Origin of the sequence: Tropicimonas aquimaris, assembly GCF_042676185.1 — a bacterium.
In the GTDB taxonomy this organism is placed as follows: domain Bacteria; phylum Pseudomonadota; class Alphaproteobacteria; order Rhodobacterales; family Rhodobacteraceae; genus Tropicimonas; species Tropicimonas aquimaris.
Genome location: NZ_JBHTJT010000008.1, coordinates 296112 through 305863, shown reverse-complemented (window position 1 = coordinate 305863; position 9752 = coordinate 296112). Strand labels below are relative to the sequence as shown.

The following is a 9752-nucleotide window of genomic DNA, read 5'->3' as shown; positions in this document are numbered from 1 at the left end:
CGCTCATGAAGACTCTTTTTCAAGCCGTGACCATCCTCGCCCTCTCGACAGGCGCCGCGCTCGCACAAGCGCCGCACGGAATGGACCACGCCAACATGCCGATGTCCGACCAGCAGATGGAAGGCGCGGTTCACGCCACGGCCACTATCAATGAAATCGGAGACGGCACGGCAAATGTCAGCCACGGCCCGATCCCCGAGATCGGATGGCCGGCAATGACGATGGACCTGCCACTTCTGGAAAATGCCGAGATGATGGGGGAGGTCTCACCCGGCGACGAGGTCACGTTGATGCTCCTCAAGGGCGATGACGGCATGTACGCCATCGGAGCGATCATGCCGAACTGACGACAAGGCGCGGCGGCCGCCGCGAAACAGGTGATCCCCGATGACGAAAGGGCCGGCTAGGAGATGAAGCCGGCGGGTGATGCCTGCGCCGTCACGCACAGGTTCAAACGGGATCGCGGTAAGCCTGAGCCATGAAGGCAACCGCGGCCAGTTCAGACGCCGCCGCCCTTCCGAACAAGCAGGGCGGCGATACGGATGACGCTGGCCAACGATCTGGCGGCTCGGTCGCCCTTCTTCTCCACCGGGAACCTTCGGTTTCTCGCCGTATCCCACCGCGCTCCGGGATGCAGGTCACCGGGCGCGCCTGAGCGGGCGAATTGTCCATCGTGACACCGCGACCTATTGAGAAGCCGCGGCCGAGGTGCCATTCAGCTAGCGATCAAGTGGAGCGAGCCGATGACGTCCCGGGAGCAGCAGAAGAGCCGTACCGAGTTGATTTGCGTGGCCTTGCGCTCCGCGATCCTGGAGCGCGCGCTGCTGCCCGGCATGAAACTGCCCGAGGATTCGCTGGGCGAGCGCTTCGGGGCGAGCCGCACGATCATTCGACAGGCGCTGGAGCGGCTCTCGGTGGAGGGGCTGGTGGAACTGCGGCACAACCGCGGGGCGGCGGTGGCGCAGCCGAGCCTTGAGGAGGCGCGCGACCTGTTCGAGCTGCGGGCGCAGGTCGAGGACCTGGTGATCGCCCGTCTCGCCGCCGACCTGGCACCGTCTCAGGAAGAGGCCCTGCTTGCCCATATCGAGAGAGAGGCCGAGGCCAGCGACGGTCCGCCGGCGATCTCGATCCGGCTGGCCACCGAGTTCCACATCCTGCTGGCAGAGCTGACCGGCAGCCCGGTGCTCATCCGCTATGTGAACGAGATCGCTTATCGCTGCGGCTTTACACTGTCGCAATTCTCGCGGCCACATTCGACGCAATGCGGCATCCAGGAACATCGCGACATCGTCGCGGCGCTCAAGTCCGGCGATGTCGTGACGGCGCAGAGGGTGGCGCGGCAACATCTCGATCAGGTCGCCTCGCGCGCGCAGTTCAACGGAGCCGACCTGAACGGGTTCTCGCATCTCGATGCTTTGGAACCCTATGCCAGCCCCGTCCGCGCGAAAGGCTGACGTGCCACTTCAGGCCTCTATGCCGCGGGCGGTCAAAATCCGCTCGGCGCTGTCGTTCCAGACGTCCATCTTCACGATCTTGCCGTTCTCGACAACGAACCGGTCCACGTAGCGGTTGCCGTCGAACGGCGTGCCATCCGGCCAGGCGCCATAAAGATAGCCCGTGGAATAGACCACGGTGCCCTCGGCGCCCTGCGCCACGTCGAACTGCCGCATGTCTTTCTTCACCCAGGCATAGCGCATGGCGTTGAAGGCCGTGGGTCCGGACGGATGATCAAAGACGCGCCCGCCGGTAAAGGTGATGACCACGCCCTCGGCCACGTAGGTCGCCGCGCGCTCGGGGTCGGGCTTCATCGAGGCTTCGAGGAAGTCATGCACGATCCGGGCCTCCTCGGGCAGCGCGTCGTAGTCGATCTTGAGCGATTCAGACATGGGTTTCTCCTTCGATCAGTCGATTCGAGACCTGCCACAGATCGCGGCCCCTGTAATCTGCATGCGAAAATTAAATACAAAAATTGCATGCAATCTGCCTCATCTCTGTGCAGGCGCTGTATGGCTTGCGGAAATGCAGCCCGTTTGCCCCTGCGCGTTTGACACCCCGAAGCCCCGGCACGCCCCTGATGGCACCCGCTGTTGTGCTCACGGAGACATATGATGCCTATCTGCCTTCCCCTCACGCGCCGCCTGCTGCTTGCAGGTGCGGCCGCACTGACCCTGGGTTCCGCCCTGCCCGCCGCCGCGCAGGATGACCCGATCAAGATCGGCCTCGTGGCCGCGCTCAGCGGTCAATCCGCGAAGTCCGGCGAGGCGATCACCCGCGGGATCACGCTCGCGCTCGACAAGATCAATTCGGAAGGCGGCGTGCTGGGCCGGCCGCTCGAGCTCGTCAGCCGCGACGACGAGAGCAACCCGGGCAAGGGCCTGATTGCCGCGCGCGAACTGGTGCAGCGCGAAGGCGTCGCCGCCATGATCGGCGGCCTCGACACGCCGGTATCGCTCGCCATCGTGCCCTTCGCGAACGACGCCAAGGTGCCTTTCGTCGGCCCCTGGGCCGCGGGCACGCCGATCACCAAGAACGGGGCCGAGGAGAACTACGTCTTCCGCGTCTCGGCAGTGGACGAGTTCGTCGACGAGGCGATCACCGAATACCTCGTCACCAAGTACGGCTCCAAGAAGCCCGGCATGATCCTCATCAACAACCCGTGGGGCGAGTCGAACGAAAAAGGCCTGATGATTGCGCTGGAGAAGCGCGGCATGGAGCACGCCGGAATCGAGAAGTTCGAATCCAACGATGTCGATGTCGTTCCGCAGCTCACGCGGCTGAAGGAAAACGGGGCCGACGGCCTTTTCCTCGTGGCCAACGTGGCGCCCTCGGCGCAAGTCGTGAAGTCGCTCGACCGGATGGGCTGGGACGTGCCGGTCGCCTCGCACTGGGGCCCCTCCGGCGGCCGTTTCACCGAGCTTGCGGGGCCCTCGGGCGAGAAGGTGCACTTCATCCAGACCTTCCTCTTCACCGATCCCGCGCATCCGCTCTTCATGAAGCTGCAGGAGCGGTTCCCCGAGATCGAGAGCCTCGCCGACGTGACCCCGGCCACCGGTATCGCCAACGCCTATGACGCGACGCTGCTTCTGGCCGCCGCGATCGAGAAGGCCGGCTCCACAGAGGGTCCGGCGATCCGCCAGGCGATGTACGAGATCTCCGGCGTCGAGGGGGTCATCAAGACCTACGACATGCCCTTCACGCCGGAGGATCAGGACGCGCTCGGCCCGCAGGATTACATTTTCGCCAACTTCGTCGAGGGCGAGATCGTCCCGCTCGCCGACTGACCCAGGCGCGGCAGCCTTCCTCCCGAGGGTTGCCGCCCCCGTCCCGGTCGCGCGCCGGGACCGTTCCTTCTTCAAGGCCAGGACCCGGAGCCCCCAATGACCCTATTCGTGACCGCCCTCGTGACCGGCATCGGCCTTGGCGCGATGTACGGCCTGATCGCACTTGGATTTCAGATCACCCATTCGGTCTGCTCCCGGGTGAATTTCGCCCAGGGCTCAATGGTCATGCTGGGCGCGGTGCTGGGCTTTGTCCTGACCGAGCGCGCCGGGTTGCCAGTCATCCTGGCCTACCCGCTCGCGCTTCTGGGCTGTGCCTGCATGGGCCTGGTCGTGGAGTTCTGCCTGGTCCGTCCCTTCGCGGCGCGCGGCTCCGAGGCCTGGCTCATGGCCACCGTCGCGGGCGGCATCCTGCTCGACAACACCGTGCTCTTCACCTTCGGCAACGAGCCCCGCAGCCTGCCATCGCCTCTCGTCGAGTCGAGCTGGCAGATTCTCGGAACCGGCGTCTACCCGCAACAGCTCCTCATACCGGCCGTCGCAATCGGCGTCGCCGTGGCGCTCCAGCTTCTCTTCCGCCGCACCCGGCAGGGCCGCGCGCTGCTGGCGGTGGTGCAAAACCCCGATGCCGCGCGGCTGATGGGGATCAACACCTCGCTGATGATCTCGGGCTCCTTCGCGCTCTCGGCGATGCTCGCGGGCGCCGCGGGCCTGCTGATGGCGCCGCTCTTCTCGGTGCATTCAGACATGGGCACGCTCTTCGGGATCAAGGCCTTCGCCGTCGCGATCCTGGGCGGCATGACCTCGGCCTCGGGCGTGATGCTTGCGGGGTTCCTCTACGGGCTCGTCGAGGCATTCGTGACGACCTATCTCGGCTCGTCCCACACCTACATCCTCACCTTCGCGCTGCTGATCGCGGTGCTTGCCGTGAAGCCTAACGGGCTCTTCGGCAAGGCGGCCCTGCGGAAGGTGTGAACCGATGAGATCGTTTTTCCGCCCGCGTCCGCTCGACCTGACCATCCTCGCGCTCACCGCGGCGGCGATCCTGTCGCTCGGCGTGATCGGAGGCTACACGCAATTCGTGATCGGCCTCGTGGCAATCTGGACGATCCTCTGCGTGGGTCTCAACGCGCTCTACGGCCTCACCGGCCTCGTCTCGCTCGGCCAGGTCGGGTTCTTCGCCATCGGGGCCTATGCCTATGCGATCCTGATGCAGGCGGGGCTGAGCTTCTGGCTGGCCCTGCCGCTAGCGACCGCGCTCTCCGCGGGCGTCGGCGCGCTGCTCGCCGTGCCGGCGGTGCGGATGGCCGGGCCGTTCCTCGCCATGGTCACCATCGCCTTCGCCTTCATCGTCGAGCATGTCGCCATCGAGTGGCGCAGCCTCACCGGCGGCCAGAACGGCCTGATGGGTTTCGACATGCCGGGGCTCTTCGGGCTTTCCTTCGGCGAACGTGAACTGGTGATCCTGTCCATTGTCCTCGCGGGCGCAACACTTCTGGCCTACCGCGCGCTATCCGACAGCGGATGGGGCATGGCGATGGCCGCCCTGCGCGACCAGGAGGTCGCGGCGGGCTCCCTCGGCTTCGACCCCTTCATCACCAAGCTCACCGCCTTTGCCATCGCCGCCGGGACGGCGGGACTGGCAGGCGGGCTCTTTGCCACGCTGATGCAGTTCATCGCGCCCTCGAACTTCATGCTGTCGCAATCGATCCTGTTCCTCTTCGCGGTGATCCTCGGCGGCGCGGGCACGGTGCTCGGCCCGCTCGTCGGCGCGGCCATCGTGGTCTTCCTGCCGGAGATGCTGTCGGGGCTGGCCGAATACCGGCTGCTTTTCTTCGGCGCGCTTCTGATCGCCGTTCTCCTGCTCGCGCCGCGCGGCGTGGTCGGCACCGTCGCGGCCTTCCTGCCGCGCGCCACCGACACAACGCCGGCCGCCCCGCTAGAGACGGTGCTCGACTTCATCCGCCCCGAAACCAGGGGCGGGCTCAAGGTCGAGGGCCTCGGCATCACCTTCGGCGGGCTCAAGGCCGTGGACGGGGCGACCTTCGATGCCGCGCCCGGCGAGGTCACCGCCGTCATCGGGCCGAACGGAGCAGGCAAGACGACGCTGCTGAACATGGTCTCCGGCTTCTACGTGCCGGAAACCGGCCGCATCGAGACCGCAGGCCACAACGTCGCCGGCTGGTCGATGCACGCCACCGCCCGGCTCGGCGTGGCGCGCACCTACCAGGCGACGCGGCTCTTCGGAGCGCTCAGCGCCGAGGAGAACGTGATCGCGGGCCTGCCTCGCGGTCGCGGCGGGGCGCCCTTCTCGTCGCTGGCAACCCCGGAACGCCGCGCCCTCGCGCGCGGTCTGCTGGCGCTCGTGGAATACGAAGGCGATCCCGCAACCCCGGCGAACGACCTGCCCCACGTGGACCGCAGGCTGGTCGAGATCGCCCGCGCGCTCGCCATGCGCCCGCATGTCCTGCTGCTCGACGAACCGGCCGCGGGCCTCATGCACGCGGACAAGCGCGCGCTGTCAGGGCTGCTGCGCAAGCTGGCCGATTGCGGGATCGCCGTGGTTCTGGTCGAGCACGACATGGAGATGGTCATGGGCATCTCGGACCGGATCTTTGCCATGGATGCGGGCCAGCCCATCGCCTTCGACACCCCCGAGGCCATCCGCAGCAACGAAAAGGTCATCGCCGCCTATCTCGGCGAAGGTACGCTCGATGCCCCGCCGCGGGAGCTGGACTACGTGCCGGGCGCGATGGAGCGCCTCATCACCCGCAAGCTCTGCGCCGGCTACGGCGCGGCGGACGTGCTGCAGGAAGTCGACCTGCGGGTCGGACAGGGGGAGCTGGTGGCGCTTCTCGGCGCGAACGGCGCGGGCAAGTCGACCTTTCTCAAGACGCTGTCGGGCCTGATGGCCCCGAGCGCCGGCGAGATCATCCTGGAAGACCGGAACATCGAGGGCAGGCCCGCCCACCAGATCGTCGAACGCGGCCTCGTGCTGGTGCCCGAGGGGCGTCAGGTCTTTCCCGACCTGACGGTCGCACAGAACATCGAACTCGGGGCCTACAAGCGCAAGGAGCGCCCGGACCCCACCGAGCTCGAAGCGATCCTCACGCGTTTCCCGCGTCTGCGCGAGCGGATGAACACCCCCGCCGGATTGCTGTCCGGTGGCGAGCAGCAGATGATGGCGATCGCGCGCGGCCTCATGGCCAAGCCTCGACTGCTGCTGCTCGACGAACCCTCCCTCGGCCTTGCGCCGGCCATGATCGAGGAGCTTTACGCCATTCTGGCCGAGCTCCGCGACGACGGCATCACCATCCTGCTCGTCGACCAGATGGCGACCCTGGCGCTGGCGGTGGCCGACCGCGCCTATGTGCTCGAACAGGGCCGCGTGGTGGCCGAGGGCACGGCCGAGGAGCTGCAGGGCGACGACGCGCTGATCGCGGCCTATCTCGGCGGCGGGACGGCGGAGGCCGAAGCCCCCCTGTTGAAGGAAGACGTCGCATGACGCTGGACCTCGTGATCCGCAACGCCCTGCTGGAGGACGGCGGCGTTCCGCAGGACCTGGGCATCAGGAACGGGCGGATCGAGACCATCGCACCGCGCATCGCGACCGACGCCCGCGCGCTTGATGCAGGCGGCGGGCTGGTGATCGCCGGCTTCGCCGACAGCCACCTGCATCTCGACAAGGCTTGCCTCCTCGACCGCACGTCGAACCCTTCGGGCACGCTAAAGGGCGCCATCGAAGCGGTCAGCGCCGCCAAACGCGACTTCACGACCGCGGATGTCCATGCCCGCGGCGCCCGCGTGCTGGAAAAGGCCATCGGCCAAGGCACGACGCTCATCCGGACGCAGGTCGAGATCGACCCGGGTGTCGGCCTCGCGGGGTTCGAGGCCGTGCGCCAGCTCAAGGCGGATTACGCCTGGGGCGTGGACCTGCAGATCTGTGTGTTCCCGCAGGAGGGCCTGCTGAACTACCCCGGAACTGAGGCGCTTCTGCGCCGGGCTCTGGACGAGGGCGCAGACCTTCTGGGCGGCTGCCCCTATACCGACAGCGATCCCGAGGGGCATATCAGGGCGCTTTTCGCGATGGCGCGGGACTATGATGTCGATCTCGACTTCCACCTCGATTTCGACCTCGACACGAGCTGGCGGCACCTCGACTGGGTCGCGCGCGAGACCATTGCCCACGGCATGCAGGGCCGCGTCGCCATCGGTCATGTCACCAAGCTCTCGATGCTGTCCCCCGGTCCCCTGACCGATACGATCGCCCTGATGCGCGATGCCGGGATCGCCCTGACGGTGCTGCCCGCGACCGACCTCTTCATGACCGGCCGCGATCACGACCACGGCGTGCCGCGCGGCGTGGCCCCGGCCCACAGGTTCCACGAGGCGGGGCTGTGCTGCACCGTCGCCACCAACAACGTGCTGAACCCCTTCACGCCCTACGGCGACTGCTCCCTGCCGCGCATGGCGAACCTCTTTGCCAACGTGGCCCAACTCGGCAGCCCGGAGGCGCTGGCCCGTTGCTTTGCGATGGTCAGCGAAGAGCCGTTCCGGCTTCTGGGGCGCGACCCTGTGATCCGCGAAGGCGGGATCGCCGACCTGGTCGCCCTGCCCTGCGCCAGCCGTGCTGATGCTGTGGCCGAGATCGGACGGCCGATCTGGGGCGTCAAGCGCGGCAAGCCGAGTTTCGAGGCGCCTCTGCCCCGCCTGCTGCGCCCCGGCGTGGCGCGCCCGGCGGCGCTGGCGGTGTGACGATGGCCGAGATCAACCTGCCGGATGTTCTGGCCGAAGTGACCGAGGCGTTCCATCGCTACGAGACCGCGCTCACGGGCAACGCAGTGGAGACGCTCGACGCGCTCTTCTGGTCGAGCCCGCATGTCATCCGCTATGGCGCAACGGAGAACCTCTACGGTCAGGACGAGATTCTCGCCTTCCGGAAAGCGCGACCTTCCAAGGGCCTCGACCGGACGCTGACGCGCACCGTCATCACCACCTTCGGACGCGACTTCGCGACGGCCAACACCGAGTTCACCCGCGACGGCGTGGCGCGGATCGGCCGCCAGAGCCACAGCTGGGTCCGTCTGCCCGAAGGTTGGCGGATCGTGGCGGCGCATGTCTCGTGGATGGAGGGCTAAACGGCTGAACGGGAGTTGCGGCCGGCCCCTGCCTCGCCCCCTCCGGAAGGCGCGGCGCCCGCCCTTGCTAACGGTCCAGCGCGCCCGCCTCGGCAAATCCACCCGTTTCGCGCCGAGCGAAGGGCGACAGCGGCGGCATCCGGGAAGGCAGCAGTCCGCCGTCCTGCTGACGGCGCCCCTGTGCCACGCAGGCCGTGGCGAGCAGCATTGCGAGGCCGGCCGGCGGGAGTATCCAGCCCAGCCAGGGCGTCTGGCCGAATCCGTGGATCAGGGTCTGGAAGCCGAGGGAGATCAGCGTGCCGGCCGCAAAAACGACCAGCCCGTGCTGCCCCATCAGCCGTAGCGGCGCGGCAGCGCGCGACTCGGAGAACCGTACGACGACGGGCATGCAAGACAGCACATAGACGAGCGCGAGGCTGTGGAGCAGCCGTGGCAGGGCAAGGTAGCTCTTCTCGTGCGAAACGACATGGAACGGCGCGCCGGCCTCCCAGAGCCGCCACAACTGGTGGTTCATGAATGCGCGAAGATCCGGCTGGTATTTCCATGCAATCACGAAGAGCAGGAAGGCCGAAGCGAGGCCGAACAGCCAGCGGGAGCGTGGCACCAGTCGCGCGCCTCGCCGGAGACGCATTCCGATCAACAGGCCGATCACGAAGATCAGCTGCCAGGACAGCGGGTTGAAAAACCAGACCCCGCCTTCGGGGAAGTTCGCAAAGCTTACCTGCCACCAGCCCGCGCCGAACCACAGCGCCACCGAGACCCCTAGCAGAAGCATCGGGCGGCGCAATCCCATCAGGATCGCGGCCGGGGTGAAGAGCAGCAGCACGCAATAGACCGGCAGGATGTTCACATAGCCGATCTGATGGCCAAGCAACGGAATCGCGTAGAGCACGTCTTCCGGCCGCTCGAAGACGGCGCCGAGGTTGTGCATCTGCAGCAGATCCGGCATCCCGTAGGCCGCCGCCGCGATGCCGAAGATCGCGATGACGCAAACCGTCAGGAACAGGTGCACCAGGTAGAGCGTCCATGCTCGCCGCCAGATCGGGGCGACGCCGGGCCAGAGGCCTGCGCGCACCCGCTGGGTGACCTCGAGCCCCTTGGCATAGGCGACACCGGCGGCGATGCCCGACATGATGAAGAAACCTTCGGCTGCGTCCGAGAAACCCCAGTTGCCGATCGTGTATTTTTCGTACGGATTGCCGGGCATGTGGTTGATGAAGATCATCACCAGCGCCACCCCGCGAAACGCGTCAATCCGGGTGTCACGCCAACGCCGGGGCGCAGGTATGCCCTGCCCTGCGGAAGCGGGCATTGCGTTAGAACGGGTCGACACGAT

Annotated in this window: 9 protein-coding genes; 7 read left to right on the top strand and 2 right to left on the bottom strand. The window is 67.1% G+C overall.

Annotated features, from left to right (window positions below; translation table 11 throughout):
- Positions 1–5: 5 nt before the first annotated feature.
- Both ACFQ2S_RS07865 and ACFQ2S_RS07860 read left to right on the top strand, forming a co-directional pair.
- Positions 6–347 carry a copper-binding protein gene (locus ACFQ2S_RS07865; RefSeq protein ID WP_386073903.1) on the top strand — a complete coding sequence of 114 codons (342 nt, stop codon included), beginning with the start codon at positions 6–8 and terminating at the stop codon, positions 345–347.
- Between the two features lie 396 nt (positions 348–743).
- A complete protein-coding gene (locus tag ACFQ2S_RS07860) occupies positions 744–1454 on the top strand; it encodes a GntR family transcriptional regulator (protein ID WP_386073902.1) in 711 nt (236 codons plus the stop codon).
- 9 nt (positions 1455–1463) lie between these two features.
- Here the strand turns inward: ACFQ2S_RS07860 and ACFQ2S_RS07855 are convergent, their stop codons facing one another.
- Positions 1464–1886, bottom strand: coding sequence for a nuclear transport factor 2 family protein (locus ACFQ2S_RS07855; protein ID WP_386073901.1), 423 nt, complete (start codon positions 1884–1886; stop codon positions 1464–1466).
- 222 nt (positions 1887–2108) lie between these two features.
- Here ACFQ2S_RS07855 and ACFQ2S_RS07850 point away from each other — a divergent pair, with 222 nt between their 5' ends.
- From ACFQ2S_RS07850 to hpxZ, 5 genes are all read left to right on the top strand, one after another.
- The gene (locus ACFQ2S_RS07850) at positions 2109–3281 is read left to right on the top strand and encodes an ABC transporter substrate-binding protein (protein WP_386073900.1); all 1173 of its coding nucleotides are present in this window, start codon (positions 2109–2111) and stop codon (positions 3279–3281) included.
- 96 nt (positions 3282–3377) lie between these two features.
- Complete coding sequence (locus tag ACFQ2S_RS07845; RefSeq protein WP_386073899.1) at positions 3378–4253, top strand: branched-chain amino acid ABC transporter permease; 876 nt, start codon at positions 3378–3380, stop codon at positions 4251–4253.
- Positions 4254–4257: 4 nt separating this feature from the next.
- On the top strand, positions 4258–6783 hold the full coding sequence (locus tag ACFQ2S_RS07840; RefSeq protein ID WP_386073898.1) for a branched-chain amino acid ABC transporter ATP-binding protein/permease: 2526 nt from the start codon (positions 4258–4260) through the stop codon (positions 6781–6783).
- Complete coding sequence (locus ACFQ2S_RS07835) at positions 6780–8033, top strand: amidohydrolase family protein (RefSeq protein WP_386073897.1); 1254 nt, start codon at positions 6780–6782, stop codon at positions 8031–8033. Before ACFQ2S_RS07840 ends, ACFQ2S_RS07835 begins: the two co-directional genes overlap by 4 nt.
- A gap of 2 nt (positions 8034–8035) precedes the next feature.
- Positions 8036–8416, top strand: a complete 381-nt coding sequence (hpxZ, locus tag ACFQ2S_RS07830; protein ID WP_386073896.1) for an oxalurate catabolism protein HpxZ — start codon at positions 8036–8038, stop codon at positions 8414–8416.
- Positions 8417–8483: 67 nt separating this feature from the next.
- Here hpxZ and ACFQ2S_RS07825 read toward each other — a convergent pair whose 3' ends face one another.
- Positions 8484–9749 carry an OpgC family protein gene (locus tag ACFQ2S_RS07825; RefSeq protein ID WP_386073895.1) on the bottom strand — a complete coding sequence of 422 codons (1266 nt, stop codon included), beginning with the start codon at positions 9747–9749 and terminating at the stop codon, positions 8484–8486.
- Between the last annotated feature and the right edge of the window lie 3 nt (positions 9750–9752).

Bases quoted from the DNA above. Each gene is read 5' to 3' on its own strand.
- ACFQ2S_RS07865 (WP_386073903.1), top strand. From the start codon at position 6: ATGAAGACTCTTTTTCAAGCCGTGACCATCCTCGCCCTCTCGACAGGC.
- ACFQ2S_RS07860 (WP_386073902.1), top strand. From the start codon at position 744: ATGACGTCCCGGGAGCAGCAGAAGAGCCGTACCGAGTTGATTTGCGTG.
- ACFQ2S_RS07855 (WP_386073901.1), bottom strand. From the start codon at position 1,886: ATGTCTGAATCGCTCAAGATCGACTACGACGCGCTGCCCGAGGAGGCC.
- ACFQ2S_RS07850 (WP_386073900.1), top strand. From the start codon at position 2,109: ATGCCTATCTGCCTTCCCCTCACGCGCCGCCTGCTGCTTGCAGGTGCG.
- ACFQ2S_RS07845 (WP_386073899.1), top strand. From the start codon at position 3,378: ATGACCCTATTCGTGACCGCCCTCGTGACCGGCATCGGCCTTGGCGCG.
- ACFQ2S_RS07840 (WP_386073898.1), top strand. From the start codon at position 4,258: ATGAGATCGTTTTTCCGCCCGCGTCCGCTCGACCTGACCATCCTCGCG.
- ACFQ2S_RS07835 (WP_386073897.1), top strand. From the start codon at position 6,780: ATGACGCTGGACCTCGTGATCCGCAACGCCCTGCTGGAGGACGGCGGC.
- hpxZ (WP_386073896.1), top strand. From the start codon at position 8,036: ATGGCCGAGATCAACCTGCCGGATGTTCTGGCCGAAGTGACCGAGGCG.